Here is a 15,783-nt window from a genome sequence, read left to right as displayed (position 1 = left end):
CATACATATATAATAAAGTGAGTGAGGGCGGGTTTTAAAGATTGTCAATAATTGACAAATATTTCTCAGAAAGATGAGGTACGTTGTTGGGCTTGGGCCCTCTTGGTTTCAGTGGTTATATAACCTGTCAGTCATACCTCACCTTTTTGAGAAAGGCTATATTAAGGCGTTTTCTTCGATTCAGATTTAGGAGATTCTTGAGCTTTCGGAGCAGCTTTTTCACCCTTCGGCAAAGGCTTCGGGCTGGCAATTGCTGGGGCAACTGACGGCTTCGGACTTGCGGCGGGGGATGCTTCCGACTTCGGCGAAGCAGGAGCGCTGATCGGGGCAGTAGGCGGTGTCTTAGTGCCTAAAATGCTGGCGTCTCCGGTGTCAAATAATCCGGCGATGCAGGCAATCATCATTGTAGCTAAGGTGCCGACAAATAAGGCTTTCCAACCGAGTTCGGAAATGTCTTTGCGGCGGGAGGGAATTAGGGCGATTGTACCACCGACAAATATGCCGACGGAGGCTAGGTGGGCGAAACCGGAAAGGGCGTAACTGACAATTAAAACTGTGCGATCGCTAATCAGTCCTTTTGCCGCTGCTTCTGCTAAACTTTGGTAAGGAGGAATGGCTGTTTCCAATAGCCGACGACCGATAATTACTGATGCTTCCCAAGAATCTTCAAAGGGAACTCCGGTTAACAAAGTTAGCGGGTAAAATAAGGCTCCTTGAATGTTTTGTAGCGTGATTACACTAAAGATTTTGCCGATCGTCTGCAACAGTAGATTCTCTGAAGACTGCAAGCTAGCTAAGGCTTCAAAACTTTGATTCACTAAGGAAACCAAGCCAAGAATCAAAATCAAAACAGCCACGATCGCCACTGCCATTTTTACACCGTCTAAAGCGCCGGTAATTGCTGCATCTAAAGGGCTGACGCGCTCGATCAGATCTCCACCCACTGTTTCTTGTTTGGGCATTTCGCCATCGTTTTCGCCTATTTCTTCGCCCACCAAATCGCGCCCTTGCGCCTTCGGTTTTTCTTTGGGAATACCGCCCATTGTCAGCGGTACTTCGGTTTCGGGAACTACGATTTTTGAGATGACAAAACAAGCGGGAATTGCAATAATTGAGGCTGAAACTAAATGCCCTAAAATATTTGGGAAAACAGGTTTGAGGGCACTGACGTAAATTGCTAAAATTGATGATGCAGCGGTTCCAAAACAGCAAGATAAAATAGCACAAAGTTCGGAACGGGTCATTTGTGCCAGATAGGGTTTGACGACAATTGCCGCTTCTATTCCTACAAAAATATTAGCGGCACCGCTAAGAGCTTCCGCGCCGCTCAAGCGCATTGTCAAGTAAAAAATTTTGGCGAAAAAATTGGTGATGATTTGAATGACACCTATGTTCTCTAGCAGTGCCATTAATCCCGAGAAAAAGATGACAGTTGGCAATGTTCGAAAGGCGAAAATCTGTCCTAAATCAATAACTGACGGTTTATCACCGGGCAGCGGCGGTAGCGGTACAAAGTTTTTGCTGAATACAAATCTCGCCCCAAAGTCAGCAGCAGTGAATACTCCATTCAGCAAGCTGGTAAACCACTCTAGGGCGATGCGAGTTGGCTCGAACTGGAATACTAAAAATCCTAATACTAATTGCAGGCCAATGCCCCAGATGATGACGCGCCAAGGTATATAGCGAACTTGGCGGTTTTCTGAAAAAATCCAGGCGATCGCACACAAGCCAAAGATGCCCAGAAATGAGATAAAGTTGTAGATAGACATGAGCCTAGTCCTTGAAATAGCTGAGAATGCCGATCGACGGCTTACACCACATCAGTTATACTATTCATCGGACGGCAAATGCCAAAAAAATAACTGTCATAGGAATTACGCACTCAACAGCGTACTTATGTCATAACTTATGCCGTTGCGAGCTCTACGGATCTTTAGCAACCCTTGATTTGCCTACTTAACAGCAGTTTAGATAGAAACACGCAACACATGGAAGCTTTTGCTCCACATCCTCCCGAATGGACTGCGGCGGCGGTTCACGCTACTGAGTTTTGCTGTCCCAAGTGCGCTGCTAGCTGCACGGATGCCCATGAGGTCTGGATTAATCGTCGATCGCCAGTATACACCGAGTCCAACCGCCGCAAGTGGCAAGAATTTTACCGCTGCCAGTGCGGCGCCGTGTGGTGGGCTTGGAGTAATGACAGGCCTCCTTCGGAACTTGTCCGCAGCGATGAGAGCTCCGATGAGGGCTCCGATGATGATTTTTAGAAGGTTGAGTCGATTTTCGATTCTGAGAAGGAATATATGTCTAGAAAAATTGGATTTGCTCTGCTTTGGATTATATTCAGCACCTACGCCTTTGTATTTGCGCCACCCGACAACCCCGACACCATCACACTAATTACCAACCTTTCCACAGGCAAAATAGCAGGCATCAACCCTTTAATTGTAGCTTTGTTTAACATCATGGGAGTCTGGCCGCTGATTTACAGTTGCGTCTTATTTGCCGACGGCAGAGGGCAGAAAATACGAGCATGGATTTTTGCAACTTTATCATTTGGCGTCGGTGCATTTGCCTTGCTCCCTTATTTAGCCCTGCGCGAACCGAATCCAGAATTTTCTGGCACTAAAAATATTTTCTTAAAAATATTAGACTCCCGTTTTACTGGGATTGTCCTAACATTAGGCGCTGCTGCGTTGGTTGCTTTTGGCTTGACAAAAGGCGATTGGTCTGATTTTGTTGGGCAGTGGCAAACCAGCCGTTTTATCCACGTGATGAGTTTAGACTTTTGTCTGCTTTCCCTGCTATTTCCTGCTTTATTAACCGACGATATGGCGCGCCGAGGAGTGCTAAATTCTACAGCATTTTGGGCAGTAACATTAGTGCCACTGTTCGGGCCATTGGCTTATCTGTGTACCCGCCCACCGCTGCCTGAAAATAATCCTAAAATTGTTACAAATTAGACAGCAGTGCAGGAAATGCTCAGTTTAATCTAGGAATTGAGCGTAATAATGGAAGAAACAGGCAAGATGCCTGTTCCACAATGAGTAAATTTTCTTGTAGCATGGGCTTCCAGCCCGTGCAAAAAACAGGCAAGATGCCTGTTCCACAATCAGTAAATTTTCTGGTGGCATGGGCTTCTAGCCCGTAAATTTTCTGGTGGCATGGGCTTTCTGGTGGCATGGGCTTCTAGCCCGTGCAAAAAACAGGCAAGATGCCTGTTCCACAATCAGTAAATTTTCTGGTGGCATGGGCTTCTAGCCCGTGCAAGAAAAACTTATTGATAATACTAGAATATCCTAGAACTAATGTAAATAATTATCTCCCACTCTCTAAAAAATGAAAAAACATCCCATCGTTGGTATCACAACTTACTGTCGCAGTCAAGCAGGCGAATATTGCCTCAACGGAGCATATATTGATGCAGTGCAGGCAGCAGGTGGTATTCCAATTTTACTGCCTCCCAATCAATTAGATCCGGCTAGTATTTTTGATGCCGTAGATGGTTTGATTTTTTCAGGTGGTGGAGATATCAATCCAGAACTTTATGGCGGTTTTGTCGATCGCACGGTTTACTCGGTTAACGCAGAACGCGACAATTTTGAGTTAAGCTTAGCTAAGCTAGCTTTGAGGGCTGACATACCCGTGTTGGGGATTTGTCGCGGAATGCAAGTCCTGAATGTAGCCAGCGGCGGGAATTTGGTCGTGCACGTACCGGATGCTTACGGAGAGGAGGTTACTCACCGACAAGAAAACCCGATTCGTGCGATCGAGCATATCATTAAAATAGACCCCGACAGCCGGCTAGCAAAAATCATGGGAACTACCTCTACAAACGTCGTTTCCTGGCACCATCAAGCCGTACAAACAATGATTCCCGGCTGGCAAATTGTAGCACGAGCACCCGACGGTTTAATAGAAGCAATCGAATACAAATATCACCCTTGGATGGTAGCAGTTCAGTGGCATCCAGAAATGTCGCCAAAAAGTCTCCCAAACTGCGAACTTTTTCGGGCTTTTGTCGAAGCAGCAGCTTCCAAGTTTATGAATTATACTATATCTGCATGAAATTTTTCAGCCATTATTTGCATTTTTTTCGCACTCTCGCTTAGTGACTTCGTGGCGGTAGCGAAACATATCAGTTAACCGTATTTCTACCCACCAACCTAACAGCAAATCGACAATCGGGCCGCCCGGTATCGAAAATGCGATCGCATCTGTCAATCGGGTATGGCCATTTTCTGTGGTAAACTCGTGTCGGTGAGTCCAACGTGCCATCGGCCCCTCAGTTTGTTCGTCAACAAACAAGCGATATTGTTCGCATTCAGTATGAGTCGCCACCCATTTTACTGGAATCGGCCCCAATAACAGCCGAAATTCTGACACAGCCCCCACATCGAGTCCCCCTTCGCGGCGGATGATTTTCACCGGTTGCCAAGGCGGAGTCAACAGTTGCAGAATATCCGGCCTTTCGTAAAAGTTCCAGACTGTTTCAACGGTGGCGTTTATCAGCGACGAGTATCTAAAATTGGGCATTGTAAGAAGAAGGAAGAAGGAAGTTCGGCAGCGGATGTAACGGATGTAACGGATGTAACGGATAGAATTCCCGATTACCCATCATTGATTACCGATTACCCATCAGTTCTGCCGTCATTAGGAAGAAGGAAGAAGATATATATACAGTAAGTTTTTTAGCTATCCATACTTGACGTTGAATTAGCAGGTGGATTTACTGAGCGTTGGGTTAGACTCAGGGCGAACGCATCTAAACTTTATGTTAACACAATCTAGTATATTGGAGAAGAATTATTGACTACATACAAAACATTTAATTAGAGTTTATATATAACTACTCAATAACCGCTGGTGATTTTCGAGAATCTGAACGATAGCCAACGATTTTAGGTGGTTCCAGCCTTCCTATTCACTGATTTACCAGCGGTTTTTGTATTTTTTCAGCGGTTTTTGAGCAGTTACCACTCGGTTTTCAACTGACGGTGACTGTTAAGCAGACAAATTCCTGAAGCTATCGATCGCAAATAAAGTCGATCGCCTACAATCATGTATTCGGGTGTGTCGCCACAAAAAATCCTTAGCCAAACATCAAAAATCGAGCGGGCGACGCACCTGTCCACTCGTGCGATCGCAAATAAAGTCGATCGCCTACAATCATGTATTCGGGTGTGTCGCCACAAAAAATCCTTAGCCAAACATCAAAAATCGAGCGAGCGACGCACCTGTCAACTCGTGCGATCGCAAATAAAGTCGATCGCCTACAATCAAACTAACCCCCTAGAGCCTGAAATTAGGAGAACTGTCAAATGCTAGATGCTGCGTTATTGGGAGGACTTTTCACAGTCGTGTGGCAAGCCATATTGGGGACTCAAGTTAATGATGCAGCAAAGCACCTTTGTTTGACCGGAATCAAAAAAGTATCACGAAACGGGAAAATAGTCAATCACGATTTAGAAAAAGCGCTGAAACGTTCTTTCTTGAAAGCTCAACAACAAATCGCCTCAGAATGTCATAAAGAATTGGTTGAGCCATCTCGCAGGGCTTCTAAAGGAATCGTTATTTACTTACCTCAACACCGTCCAGATTTAGAATGGCTCGATAAGAAGATTAAGCAGTTAAAATCTGAATTGGAAAAAGTCGATAAAGAAACAGTCCCGTCTGGGATTCCGATTGAGGGTTTAGATGAAATAGAATTGCTGCTGACTGCGACAGATGAGTTAAAGCAGAATCGGGTAGCAGAAGTCAACCAAAAACTGCTGGAACTTGCCCTGGAAAATTGCGATGTCGCACCCTACAAGACAAAGTTAGAGCAAGAATTATTTGCCTTGGTATCTGCATACTTTGCTCAGGAAATCAAGGAAAACGAGAAAGTTTTTCAGATTTTTACGGGTCAAACTTTAACGCGGATTGATAGCAGAACCCAAGAGATGTATGCTTGGCTAGAGGAGATAGTTGAAAAGAGCCGGATTGCTTACGTGCCGATTGACTGGCGGGATATTTGTCAGGAGATTTTAGACGAGAAAGAACAGCAGCGACTCAGTAGCAATCAGCTAACTTTTGGCAACCATCAAATAGATGATGTTTATGTACCGCTGGGATTGGTGGAACGGCACAAAGTGACTGAGAAGCGCGAGAATCTTGGGGCTGAAGAAGGTTCGGATTTGTATCGGGAAAAAGAAGTTACTCAGACATTTGAACATAGCGAGTTTCTCGAACAAGTAATCCAGCAAGGAATTAGCCCGAAAAGCAATGGGAAGCGGTTAGGAATTATTGGGGAACCGGGGGCGGGGAAAACAACGCTGTTGCGGCAGATTGCGAATTGGGTAGCGGCGGGCATTTCCGAGGCTATGGTAATTTGGGTATCCTTGGCGGATTTGCAGGGGAAGGAATTAGAAACCTATTTATTTGATAATTGGTTGGTGGCGGCAATTAAGAGAATTGGGAAGGCTGAGGCGACGGCGGAAATTAAGGATGATTTTTTAGCACAATTTAATGCTGAGCGCGTTTGGTTGGTGTTGGATGGGGCGGATGAGATGGCGGTGGGAGATGGGAATCCTTTGGCGGAAATTGAGCGACAAATTAGAACGGGCGGCTGTATTCAAAGGGCGCGGATTGTGCTAAGTTGTCGGCAGAATGTCTGGGATGCGATCGGCACTGCGTTGGATAGTTTTGATACTTATCGCACTCTGGAGTTTTCCTATCCCGAACAGGTGGAAATGTTTATTGATAAGTGGTTTGGAACCCCCCTTAACCCCCAGTTTGGAACCCCCCCTAACCCCCCCTTGGTAAGGGGGGAGACAAGAGAAGAAGGGGACTCTCTTACTCCCGGTTTCTCAACGCAGGCGACAGGAGAAGGCGACACTCTAACTCCCCCCTTCTTAAGGGGGGCTGGGGGGGATCTTCCCCTTTCTTTCCCAGCCCTAAATACAGAAGAAACTCTTACTCCCCCCTTACCAAGGGGGGCTGGGGGGGTGCTTTCTCAACAGCTACGGGAAGCATTAGCAGCACCGGGAAAAGAGCGAATTCGAGATTTAGTGAAAAATCCCCTGAGATGTTCGCTATTGTGCGGCACTTGGCAGTCGTTGGATGGGGATTTGCCGGATACTAAGGCTAAGCTTTATCAGCGGTTTGTGACTACTTTATATCAGTGGAAAAAACCGCACTTGAATTGGATTCAGCAGCAGGAATTGAATGCGGCTTTGGGGAAATTGGCACTTTCAGGGATGTTAAATGAAACGTCGCGGTTTCAGTTGCGAGAAAGTGTGGGATATCGGGTGATGGGTGCATCGCTGTTTGAGTTAGCTTGTCGTTTGGGTTGGCTGAATTTAGTGGCGAGGGATGGGGAGACGCTGGAAGGAATTTATGCTTTTTACCATCCGACTTTTCAGGAATATTTTGCGGCGTTGGCGGTTGAGGATTGGCACTTTTTCTTGAATCATATTCCCCCAGAGGGCGGGCACGGGGGCACCGCCCCTACGAGGGATGGGGTGTACCGGATTTTTGAGAAGCAGTGGAAGGAGGTTATTTTGTTGTGGTTGGGGCGTGAGGAGGTAGGGAAGGAGAAGAAGGAAGGGTTTATTAATAGGTTGGTTGAGTTTGAGGATGGGTGTGGTGATTTTTATAATTATCGTGCGTATTTTCTAGCGGCTGCGGGGATTGCTGAGTTTAAGGATTGTAGTTTTGCTGATGAGATTGTGTCGCAGGTTATTAAGTGGGGATTTGGTTATTTTAATGAGGAGAAGAAAGAGTGGCAAACATATTCTGATCCAATTGCAGAGGGTTCAAGGGACATACTGAAAGAGACGGATCGGGGGCAATGCGCGATTTACCATTTAGTGGAGTTAATGTGTACTTCTCAGATTGATAAAGATACCCAGATAGAAGTAGTAAAAGAGTTAGCAGAAATAGGTGGATCGAACCCAGTTGCTATGTCCGGTTTAGTGGAGTTGATTGGTACTTCTGAGGATGATAATACCTGGAGGAGTGCCATAAATAGCTTAGGAAAAATCGACAAAGATAACTCAGTTGCGATCTCAGCTTTAGTCGATTTAATCGGTACTTTTCAGGATAAAAATACCCAGAGGAGAGCGGCCGTAAGCTTAGGGAAAATATGCAAAGATAACGTAGTTGCGATCGCCACTTTAGTCGATTTAATCAGAAATTCAAATGATAACATTGCCCGGTGGCAAGCGGCAGATATCTTAGGGGAAATTATCAAAGGTAAACACTTCGTCCTCGCACTCTCAGGTTTGAAAGATTGTCTAAATTCCGAAGTCTACGAAAACGATTTTAATCGCTATAAAGATCGCTACCCAATTATCTGGGCCTGTGCCCAAAATATGACTTACCCAGAATTTTATCAAGCATGGCACACCCAACCCACCAATTCCCCAACACCCGATCGCAACCACCGACAAAATACAGATATCCCCACACTCCTCAAACAACTCCAATCCACCGATAAAACCTTCCCCGTTCCCCTCAACATTCGCGCGTTAGAAGGCGAAACAGATATAAGCGCGATCGCCCAAGAGCTCTGTACCCAACTATATCAAACAATCTTCCCCGCAGATACAGACATCCCCGCCATTCGCAACGCCCCCGAATTCAAGCGATTAATTCCCCAACTCAAAAATCGGCTGCAAAAACAGCACATCGCCTTAATTTTGCACTCCTGTCCCTGCGAAGATGCGCTTTCGTCTTTCACCCGCAAACTCGCCGACACTCACATGGGAATTCATATCGCCTGGATTACCGATACACCGCTGGAATTGCCGTTAACAGGTTTTGCCGCCGATGGAGAGGATGTGTTGGAGGCGGTGCAGGATTGGATTCGCGGGATTGGTGCGTGATGTTGGGAAAGTCATGCTGTTGTCTGGGCTCTGCGATTGCTTTGCTTCGCGCGCAATGACATATTCTCTTCAACCCGCGCACCATCCGGGTTTTGTCTGTCTGGCGTGCGATTTCAATCGCCCGCTACTCCGGGGCGGGCTAGGAGCATCGCCCCACAAGAGTTTTAATTTCTCGAACCCTCTGAGCTCGGGTTTTGTCTGTCTAGACGCGATTTCAATCGCCCGCAACCGCCCCACTACCGCGATACTACTGCAATACTAATGGTAAAGATACGATCGAGCCTCCCCGCAAGACCCCCGCAAACCATGTCCAAGCCAAAAAAGACCCCAGTCAAAACCTACACCGAAATCAACCTCAGCGACCCTCAATACTACTTCAACAGAGAACAAAGCTGGCTAGAATTCAACAACCGCGTGCTCCACGAAGCCCTAGACCCCCGCACGCCCCTCCTCGAAAGACTCAAATTTCTCGCTATTTTTAGCTCAAACCTAGACGAATACTTCATGGTGCGAGTGGCGGCCCTCAGACAGCAAGTAGAAGCAAAAGTCACCAAATTAACCTCCGATGGTAGCACGCCCCAACAACAGCTAGATGCCATCAACAAGCGGCTTTTGCCGATGGTAACTCAGCAACACGCCTATTTTGACCAAACTCTGCGGCCCAAATTAGCAGCAAGCGGCATCCACATTCTCGACTACATTGACCTCAATCAAGAACAACGAAATTACTTGCACCGTTACTTCAAAGAACAAGTATTTCCCGTACTCACTCCCCTAGCAGTTGACCCCAGCCACCCATTCCCATTCCTCTCCAATCTCAGCCTCAATTTAGCAGTAGTTGTCAGAGATCCCGACACCCGCGAGGAATTGTTTGCGCGGGTTAAAGTACCGCAGGTTTTGCCGAGATTTTTGCCCTTACCGGCCCATTTGCAGTGGCAGCAAAGGGGCAAAACTCCTGTGTGGACGGGCGTACCTTTAGAACAGGTAATCGCCCACAATTTAGAGGCTTTGTTTCCGGGGATGGATATTCAGGAATATCACCCATTTCGGATTACTCGCAATTCCGATTTGACTGTCGAGGAAGATGAGGCAGATGATTTACTGCTGGCGATTGAACAGGAACTCCGCAAGCGCCGGTTTACAGGTTCTGCGGTACGGATGGAAATTCCAGCGATTATGCCGCTTGCGCTGCGAGATATGCTGATGGATGAGTTGGATCTCGGCGAGCAGGATGTTTACGCGGTGGAGGGGCTGTTAGGCCTCAAGGATTTGATGTCTTTTGTGGGGCTGCCTGTGCCGGAACTCAAAGACCCGCCTTGGACTCCGGTGGTGCCGCCGCGCTTGCGGAATTCGGAATCGCCAATGATTTTAGGCAAATCGATGTTGGATGTTGAGGATGGTGAGGATATTTTTACGGTCATCCGTCGAGGGGATATCATGCTACACCATCCCTATCACTCGTTTGCAGCGACTGTCCAGCGGTTTATTACTGAGGCGGCGAACGATCGCTCGGTGTTAGCGATTAAGATGACTTTATACCGCACTTCTGGTGATTCGCCGATCGTCAGCGCCTTAATTCAAGCAGCGGAAAACGGCAAGCAAGTAGCTGTTTTAGTAGAGCTCAAAGCCCGGTTTGATGAAGAAAATAACATTAATTGGGCGCGCAAGTTAGAACAAGCAGGAGTCCACGTCGTTTACGGTTTGGTGGGACTCAAAACCCACACTAAGGTTGTGATGGTAGTGCGCCGCGAGGACAAATGTATTCGCCGCTACGTCCACATCGGCACGGGAAATTACAATCCCAAAACAGCCGGACTGTATACGGATGTCGGTTTGTTGAGTTGTCGCGAGGATTTGGGTGCAGATTTGACAGATTTGTTTAATTATTTAACCGGTTATTCGCGACAGCTATCTTATCGTAAATTGTTGGTGGCGCCTGTCAATATGCGCGATCGTTTTTTAGCATTAATCCGCCGCGAGGCCGACGAATGCCGCTTGAATGCGGAAAGCGGCACTCGTAGCTGCGGCCGGATTGTCGCTAAAATGAATGCTTTAGTTGACCCTCAAATTATTGTTGCTTTGTACGAAGCTTCGCAAGCGGGAGTTAAAATTGATTTGATTATTCGCGGGATTTGCTGTTTGCGTCCGGGCGTTGAGGGTGTTAGCGACAATATCAGAGTTATCAGTATTATCGGCCGCTTTTTAGAGCATTCGCGGATGTTTTATTTTTTCAACCGTGGCAGCGAAGAGGTGTATATTGGTTCTGCTGACTGGATGCAGCGCAATCTTAGCAGGCGGGTTGAGGCGATCGTCCAAGTCGAAGATCCGACTATAGTAATGGAATTGCAAGAAATTCTCGGTGTGATGCTGGCGGACAACCGTCAAGCTTGGGATTTGCAGCCTGGGGGACACTATTCTCAGCGGCGGCCACCTGCTAATAACCCGGAGGTTAACTCTCAGCAGATTTTGATGGATATGGCGATGAATTAGTCAGTTGATAGTTGATAGTTGACAGTTGACAGCGGTCAAATTTTGCAGTTAGTCGTGGTCAGTTATTGTTAGTTATTAAGCTGTACTGCATTTAATTTTAACTTTTAGGGCGGGCAAGATGCCCACCCCACAAAGTTTTTAACCCACCGAAATATGCAAATCAAAGGCGCGATAAGTAATAGCAATTCAACAAATCATTGCTGCTACAACGATTGAGGTTGAGGTTGTTTTCTCAAATATTATTGTCGCTGGTGCGTCGCCCGCTCGATTTTTCATCTTTTTTGGATACTATCGATAGCGACACACCCTACAAATACTAACAACTGCCAACTGCCAACTGTCAACTGCCAACTGTCAACTGTCAAAAGTGCGCTTAAATTCTTCTAACAAATCATCAATTTCCTCGATCGCCTGACTGACATCAATTCTCAGAGCTCCCAAGTCCGATCGATCTAACAGCCGCACGAGGGATTCCCGCTTGACTTCGATTTCTGCTACGCGCTCTTTGATTGTCTGTACATCCATTGTTTTTTGCCTTGGCTAGTATTAACAAAAATATTTGACTTTCCCCCCTGCGAACAGACGAGAATTCTTAATTCACCGACGTGCCTTTCGGCGCCAATCCTTTACTATTTTTATATAGAAGTGATGAGCGCGATCTGGTTTTTTTGAGTCTGTGTTATAGTTTGATTGTACATCAAAACTTTAGCGCAGGAAAGGCGGACGTTTGCTATCTGCGGGTTTGTTTTTCATCATTTCAGCTAAAAATCGCTTCAAGGCCTTCTCGCGGTTTTTCATGAAAGCAGCCCAAAATCCAGGTTGATATTCATCCATTGTCTTGGCTAGGGCCCAGACATCGATCGCTAAAATATTATAAAGCCTTTCATCTTCGCGTTTGAGCGAGTTAATCTGGTCTAGAACAGACTTGTTGGCGACCGCAGTCTGTTTGTCTTCGTCTTTAATCATAAAAAATATTCGGTAAGTGGGAAACGAGCAAGTCTTTAGACCTGAGAGGAAAACGACGGGCGCGGTTTCAACCGCCTTGAATCCCCTTTCGGGGTTAGAGGGGTATGGTTGCCCCTCCAAGGTCGATACAGTTGTATCCTTTCTCCCTTGCGGGGTAATGTTCGCCTCGACCTGGTTATAAAGGCTTGTTAGACCTGCAACACTGTTTCAGTGACTTTAAAACTGTTTAATTGCAGATGACAGAGCGGAAAACTGGCGTCGCATTCTCCGGTGTCGTGACCTAAATAACGTCTCCTCTTCCGAGGGGTCTGGTCAGAACAGCTTGTAATTTCTTACAAGCTCAGTGGCGTTGATTCCCTGAGTTCCTGACGTCCTAAAATTGGTTGAAAGGGCAAGAGCGTCGATCGCGATCGCCGCTCTCTATACTTTGATGATACTGCCGATCTCGATTACCTTCTGGAACCAACGGCGTCCAATTAACCGGATATTTATCGGTGGCGCCGCGGCGAGGGAAAGCGGGATATTTTTTTGAAGCTAGAGACAAGATTGTGGATGCACAGAGAACCCGCTCTCATAGATGCTAGCAGTTTTGACCGGTATTTTGGCAAAAAAACTAAATTTATTCCAGACTTCTTGCCCGATAATAATTAAAGTATATTGTTGATTCCAGCTACTTACCTCACTAATATGTTACGTAAAATTTCTTTAGCAAGCCTAGCCTTAGTGGTGGGCGGTATTTTAGCAGTAGTCGGGTTCTATGCCTACTTCACCGACAAACCAACCCTCAACCTAGCCGGTTTTTTTTATGGAATTCCCCTTTTGCTGGGAGGTTTGGCCCTGAAAGCAGCCGAACTCGAGCCAGTGGAGTTCACCGAACCGACTTCTCCTGAAGTTCTCCTGTTGAGAGAAAGTCAGGCCACGGATACTCAAAACCAAGTCCGCAAAGATATCACCCGATTTCGTTACGGCCAACCCGCCCACTTAGATGACGCTCTGGAACGCTTGGGAATGGCCCCGACTGACGAGGAACGCCCCCTCCTCCAAAGCTTGCGGGAAGTTGATATTGACGGTGCTTATGCTTTAATTCTAGAGTTTTATTCGCCGCTGCTGCCGATCGCACTTTGGGAAGAAAAGCAAGAAAAAATAGCTAAATTTTTTGGTCCTGGTTTGGACGCAAAAGTCACTCAAAAGCCTGATGACAAAATTGAATTGGCTTTAATTACCACTCCTAAAGCTTAAACCAGCCTTAAGTTGTGAGTGCGATAATTTTCAACTCACCCATTATATTATGTCCGGTCAATTGACCACAATCAGTAACGGTTCGTAGTGAGGACTTCAGTCCTCTCTTTGATGCGGACTAAAGTCCTCACTACAAACCAATATGGTCGTTAGATCTGACATAATATTAATTATTAATCCTGCATCACTTCCGATACTGATTTTAACTGCTGCTTGAAACCAGTCGCTATCACCAAAAGCTCGTTAGCAAAGCCCTCAAAGAGGATCGCCCATCCAGACCTAGCCCAAATCTTATTTTATGTAATAATAATATTGGTTGAGGAGCGATCGCAATCTTAAAATCAGGAGCAGCACAAATGGTTCCGTCCCAGACCAGGATAGGTATTATCGGCGCAGGAACATCAGGAGCTTATCTGGCAATTTTGCTGATTCAACAAGGGTTTAAAGTTGACTTGTTTGAAAAAGCACCCTATCCGCGTACCGATGGCTGTGGTATTCTGATCGTGCAAGCAGGTATGGAAGCACTGCATCAAGGCAACGCTCAAATTACCGAAAAAATCATCAACTCGGGCGATCGAGTTAAATTATTCGAGTTTCGCAACCTGCGCGGCGGTGTCATCAATTCCGAGCCAGTCACCTACGAAGAAAACGAAGTCCCAGCAATGCTGGTACACCGCAAAGCTATATTAGAAGCAATCCTTGACGAGTTACCCCCCGAGTGTATTCATTTTAATGCAGAATTGGCATCGATCGCCCAAACCGAGCACAGTGCGATCGCCCACTTTAAAGATGGCACAAAATGGGAAGGCGATCTATTAATTGGTGCCGATGGCATTGTCTCAAAAGTCCGTCAATTTATAGTTCCTAACGTAGAACTATTTTATTTAGGCGATGTCGTCTGGCGGGGAATAGTCGAAGATAACAGCTTCTGTCCCGAAGGAAACTTTTTTGTTTATGTACGGGGTCGGGGAATTTATGCCAACTTCTTTCACATCGGTGGAGGTCGCACTCATTGGGGCTTCTTTATTGAAAAAGAGCGCACTGAATCTGAAATCGGGAAACTGCAACCTACCAATATTACCATTCCTCCCGAAGAACTAGCAAAACTCCCAGAAGATGCCCGAAAACTTATAGAATCAACGCCTTTAGAAAATATTGTCTGTCGTTTTTCCTATGACATTGACCCCCTACCGAAAATCTACGATGGTCGTGTTATCTTAATTGGAGATGCAGCCCACGCCAAAAGTTCCACACGCGCCAGAGGAATGACTTCCGGTTGGGAAGATGGTTTGTATTTAGCAAAACATCTCGCAAATAGTGCAAATATTCCCGAAGCCCTGGAAAACTTCCAAACTGAAAGACTCCCAATTGTCCACGAATATCAACGCAGCAGCCGAGAAATTAGTCAGAAAGTTGGCCGTCGTTAAGAAAGAGAGAGGGGGAGAGGGGGAGAGGGGGAGATGAAATTGAAATTTACAATTTAATTAAATGCAGTACAGATCAACAAACTCTGGGTGGTTTAATGATGAAATTAACTTGATTTTTCCGTCAGTCTTAAGCAAATCAGGTGTCGAGAAAAACTGGAGAGGAAATAATGAGTAACAATCCTGTAATTCGTGAAAATACAGTAACCCCTGTAAGTTCTCCAGATTTGGAGAAAGTACCTGAAATTTTTACCCGTCATATTGGTACTTGGCAAGGAGAATACATCAAGACCGATACTCGCGGACATTTTTCTCGCAGCTTTTTCGGTAATTTTACCATCTGGATTCAAGGAAGTCACTACCAACAAGTTAACAATTATGAATTTTCAGACGGTTCTCGCGTTCAGCTTAATTTTCAAGGAGAGTTTGAAGAACGGATTCTGAAACTGTATTCTAGCAGTTATTCTGATTTTTCGGCGATCGCCTGGGATGCAGGCCAGGAAACAGTATGCTTTCGGGCAAATAAAACTGAAGATAACGTCCTTATTACCTTTATGGAAACAATGACATTACTCAGCGAAAATCACCGAGTTCGCAGCACTCAAGCCTTTAAAAACGGTATTTTTGATGGCATCTCATTTATTGAAGAAACGCGCTTGCCTTAGACAAAGTACATCTAGCAAAAAACGCCTAGATTGTCAACATCTATAAGATATATCTCTGTTCTCTTTCTCTTAGGACTTACGCATCAAGGCCCAAGAAACCGGGTTTTTTCCTAAATTTTGTAGCTGCGGCGA

13 protein-coding genes are annotated in these 15,783 nt (G+C 45.9%); 9 read left to right on the top strand and 4 right to left on the bottom strand.

Features of this window, described 5'->3' with window-relative positions; translation table 11 throughout:
• Positions 1-161 precede the first annotated feature (161 nt).
• The gene (locus JGK22_RS06145) at positions 162-1,769 is read right to left on the bottom strand and encodes a nucleoside transporter C-terminal domain-containing protein (RefSeq protein WP_293312539.1); all 1,608 of its coding nucleotides are present in this window, start codon (positions 1,767-1,769) and stop codon (positions 162-164) included.
• Between the two features lie 219 nt (positions 1,770-1,988).
• Here JGK22_RS06145 and JGK22_RS06140 point away from each other — a divergent pair, with 219 nt between their 5' ends.
• The 3 genes from JGK22_RS06140 to JGK22_RS06130 all read left to right on the top strand — a co-directional run bounded on the left by JGK22_RS06140 (position 1,989) and on the right by JGK22_RS06130 (position 4,068).
• Entirely contained in the window at positions 1,989-2,267 is a 279-nt protein-coding gene (locus JGK22_RS06140) for a hypothetical protein (protein WP_293195650.1), read from the top strand.
• Positions 2,268-2,303: 36 nt separating this feature from the next.
• A complete protein-coding gene (locus tag JGK22_RS06135; protein WP_293312537.1) occupies positions 2,304-2,963 on the top strand; it encodes a DUF2834 domain-containing protein in 660 nt (219 codons plus the stop codon).
• 376 nt (positions 2,964-3,339) lie between these two features.
• Positions 3,340-4,068 carry a gamma-glutamyl-gamma-aminobutyrate hydrolase family protein gene (locus tag JGK22_RS06130; RefSeq protein WP_293204564.1) on the top strand — a complete coding sequence of 243 codons (729 nt, stop codon included), beginning with the start codon at positions 3,340-3,342 and terminating at the stop codon, positions 4,066-4,068.
• Between the two features lie 6 nt (positions 4,069-4,074).
• Here the strand turns inward: JGK22_RS06130 and JGK22_RS06125 are convergent, their stop codons facing one another.
• Positions 4,075-4,536, bottom strand: coding sequence for an SRPBCC family protein (locus JGK22_RS06125; protein ID WP_293195654.1), 462 nt, complete (start codon positions 4,534-4,536; stop codon positions 4,075-4,077).
• A gap of 537 nt (positions 4,537-5,073) precedes the next feature.
• Between JGK22_RS06125 and JGK22_RS06120 the strand changes: the two genes are divergently transcribed.
• The 3 genes from JGK22_RS06120 to ppk1 all read left to right on the top strand — a co-directional run bounded on the left by JGK22_RS06120 (position 5,074) and on the right by ppk1 (position 11,357).
• On the top strand, positions 5,074-5,328 hold the full coding sequence (locus JGK22_RS06120) for a hypothetical protein (RefSeq protein ID WP_293312535.1): 255 nt from the start codon (positions 5,074-5,076) through the stop codon (positions 5,326-5,328).
• Complete coding sequence (locus JGK22_RS06115; RefSeq protein WP_293312533.1) at positions 5,322-8,867, top strand: HEAT repeat domain-containing protein; 3,546 nt, start codon at positions 5,322-5,324, stop codon at positions 8,865-8,867. Before JGK22_RS06120 ends, JGK22_RS06115 begins: the two co-directional genes overlap by 7 nt.
• 306 nt (positions 8,868-9,173) lie before the next feature.
• The gene (gene ppk1 / locus JGK22_RS06110) at positions 9,174-11,357 is read left to right on the top strand and encodes a polyphosphate kinase 1 (RefSeq protein ID WP_293174478.1); all 2,184 of its coding nucleotides are present in this window, start codon (positions 9,174-9,176) and stop codon (positions 11,355-11,357) included.
• Positions 11,358-11,711: 354 nt separating this feature from the next.
• Here the strand turns inward: ppk1 and JGK22_RS06105 are convergent, their stop codons facing one another.
• Both JGK22_RS06105 and JGK22_RS06100 read right to left on the bottom strand, forming a co-directional pair.
• Entirely contained in the window at positions 11,712-11,882 is a 171-nt protein-coding gene (locus tag JGK22_RS06105) for a hypothetical protein (RefSeq protein WP_293149374.1), read from the bottom strand.
• A gap of 180 nt (positions 11,883-12,062) precedes the next feature.
• On the bottom strand, positions 12,063-12,323 hold the full coding sequence (locus JGK22_RS06100; RefSeq protein WP_293174481.1) for a hypothetical protein: 261 nt from the start codon (positions 12,321-12,323) through the stop codon (positions 12,063-12,065).
• Positions 12,324-13,010: 687 nt separating this feature from the next.
• Here JGK22_RS06100 and JGK22_RS06095 point away from each other — a divergent pair.
• From JGK22_RS06095 to JGK22_RS06085, 3 genes are all read left to right on the top strand, one after another.
• Positions 13,011-13,562 carry a DUF2854 domain-containing protein gene (locus JGK22_RS06095; RefSeq protein WP_293312531.1) on the top strand — a complete coding sequence of 184 codons (552 nt, stop codon included), beginning with the start codon at positions 13,011-13,013 and terminating at the stop codon, positions 13,560-13,562.
• A gap of 356 nt (positions 13,563-13,918) precedes the next feature.
• Positions 13,919-14,989, top strand: a complete 1,071-nt coding sequence (locus tag JGK22_RS06090; RefSeq protein WP_293195659.1) for an FAD-dependent monooxygenase — start codon at positions 13,919-13,921, stop codon at positions 14,987-14,989.
• A gap of 167 nt (positions 14,990-15,156) precedes the next feature.
• Positions 15,157-15,651, top strand: coding sequence for a hypothetical protein (locus JGK22_RS06085; protein ID WP_293216394.1), 495 nt, complete (start codon positions 15,157-15,159; stop codon positions 15,649-15,651).
• Positions 15,652-15,783: the final 132 nt, after the last annotated feature.

This window comes from Microcoleus sp. PH2017_08_TRC_O_A, assembly GCF_020738665.1.
GTDB lineage: Bacteria > Cyanobacteriota > Cyanobacteriia > Cyanobacteriales > Microcoleaceae > Microcoleus.
Note: the sequence above shows the minus strand (reverse complement) of the source record. Positions and strands in the feature narration are given on the sequence as shown.

Excerpts from the sequence above, each read along its gene's own strand:
- JGK22_RS06145 (WP_293312539.1), bottom strand. The coding sequence starts at position 1,769 with ATGTCTATCTACAACTTTATCTCATTTCTGGGCATCTTTGGCTTGTGT.
- JGK22_RS06140 (WP_293195650.1), top strand. The coding sequence starts at position 1,989 with ATGGAAGCTTTTGCTCCACATCCTCCCGAATGGACTGCGGCGGCGGTT.
- JGK22_RS06135 (WP_293312537.1), top strand. The coding sequence starts at position 2,304 with ATGTCTAGAAAAATTGGATTTGCTCTGCTTTGGATTATATTCAGCACC.
- JGK22_RS06130 (WP_293204564.1), top strand. The coding sequence starts at position 3,340 with ATGAAAAAACATCCCATCGTTGGTATCACAACTTACTGTCGCAGTCAA.
- JGK22_RS06125 (WP_293195654.1), bottom strand. The coding sequence starts at position 4,536 with ATGCCCAATTTTAGATACTCGTCGCTGATAAACGCCACCGTTGAAACA.
- JGK22_RS06115 (WP_293312533.1), top strand. The coding sequence starts at position 5,322 with ATGCTAGATGCTGCGTTATTGGGAGGACTTTTCACAGTCGTGTGGCAA.
- ppk1 (WP_293174478.1), top strand. The coding sequence starts at position 9,174 with ATGTCCAAGCCAAAAAAGACCCCAGTCAAAACCTACACCGAAATCAAC.
- JGK22_RS06105 (WP_293149374.1), bottom strand. The coding sequence starts at position 11,882 with ATGGATGTACAGACAATCAAAGAGCGCGTAGCAGAAATCGAAGTCAAG.
- JGK22_RS06100 (WP_293174481.1), bottom strand. The coding sequence starts at position 12,323 with ATGATTAAAGACGAAGACAAACAGACTGCGGTCGCCAACAAGTCTGTT.
- JGK22_RS06095 (WP_293312531.1), top strand. The coding sequence starts at position 13,011 with ATGTTACGTAAAATTTCTTTAGCAAGCCTAGCCTTAGTGGTGGGCGGT.
- JGK22_RS06090 (WP_293195659.1), top strand. The coding sequence starts at position 13,919 with ATGGTTCCGTCCCAGACCAGGATAGGTATTATCGGCGCAGGAACATCA.
- JGK22_RS06085 (WP_293216394.1), top strand. The coding sequence starts at position 15,157 with ATGAGTAACAATCCTGTAATTCGTGAAAATACAGTAACCCCTGTAAGT.